Raw genomic sequence first — 354 nt, forward strand, 5'->3', positions numbered from 1 at the left:
TAATGTCATGATATTGGCTGCTCGCTGACCACTGCGCAGCGAACCTGCAAACAGCCAGTTCTTGCGCCCCAACGCCCAGGGACGCATCTGATTTTCAATCCAATTATTGCAAATAGGTAGATTGCCATCATCCAGATAGCGGCTTAAAGCTGGCCAACGCTTCAGAGTGTAATTGATGGCCTTGGCGGTGGGAGAACTCGATGGCACAGTCAGTTGATGTTGGTTAAGCCATTCATACAGTTGTTGCATCACCGGTTGACTATGCTGTTGTCGGTATTCGCGGCGCTGTTCTGCCGTACCATCGGTCTTTTTCCTGAGTTCTGCTTCTATCGCATACAGTTTCTGAATCAGCAC

The 354-nt window shown here is 49.4% G+C and carries 1 protein-coding gene; it reads right to left on the bottom strand.

Features of this window, described 5'->3' with window-relative positions; all coding sequences use genetic code 11:
* A partial coding sequence (locus JR005_RS01050; RefSeq protein ID WP_228731729.1) for an IS66 family transposase occupies nt 1-354 on the bottom strand: 354 nt, incomplete at both ends.

It is taken from the genome of Acinetobacter sp. Colony158 (assembly GCF_019264745.1).
Classification (GTDB): Bacteria; Pseudomonadota; Gammaproteobacteria; order Pseudomonadales; family Moraxellaceae; genus Acinetobacter; species Acinetobacter ursingii.